The sequence below is a fragment of the Pseudomonas sp. 5P_5.1_Bac1 genome (assembly GCF_025466015.1).
Classification (GTDB): Bacteria; Pseudomonadota; Gammaproteobacteria; order Pseudomonadales; family Pseudomonadaceae; genus Aquipseudomonas.
In genome coordinates, this window is the sequence record NZ_JANLNX010000062.1 from 1 (window position 1) to 502 (window position 502).

Sequence of the window (502 nt, forward strand, 5' to 3'; positions counted from 1 at the left end):
GTCGAGGCTGCCGCTGGTAGTACTGCCATCGGTATCCGTCGCGGTGACCGTGAAGCTCTCGGTCAGGTTGTTGATGCCGCCTGCGTTTGGATGAGCCTCGTTATCCAGCAAGGTGTAGCTGTAGGTCACCACGCCGGTGCTTGCGTTGTAACCGGTGACGGTCAGCGTGTTGCCCAGCGGAGTCGTTGCAGTTTGTGGGAAACCGAAGGCTACACCACCAGAAACGACGTTGATGCCGCCCACGCTTAAGGTCTGCAAACCATCCGGAGCGGTGACGGTAAAGGTCCCGGTTTGGGTCAGTGCCGGCGTGTTCGGGTTGCTGCCGTCGCTGAGGTTTTTCTCGTAAACCGTCAGTTCACCACCCGCAGTATCAAGGCCATTGAGGGTGACTGGATCGTTCAGGTTCTTGATATCCAGAACCAGATTCGCGGTGCTGGTGTCGCCATCCGCATCGGTCAGGGTATAGGCAAAGGTCTCAGTGCCCGTACCGCCACCATGCAAA

1 protein-coding gene is annotated in these 502 nt (G+C 58.2%); it reads right to left on the reverse strand.

What is annotated here, in order from left to right:
- The coding region (locus tag NTD82_RS15025) for a hypothetical protein (protein ID WP_262129271.1) at positions 1-502 on the reverse strand (502 nt) is incomplete at both ends.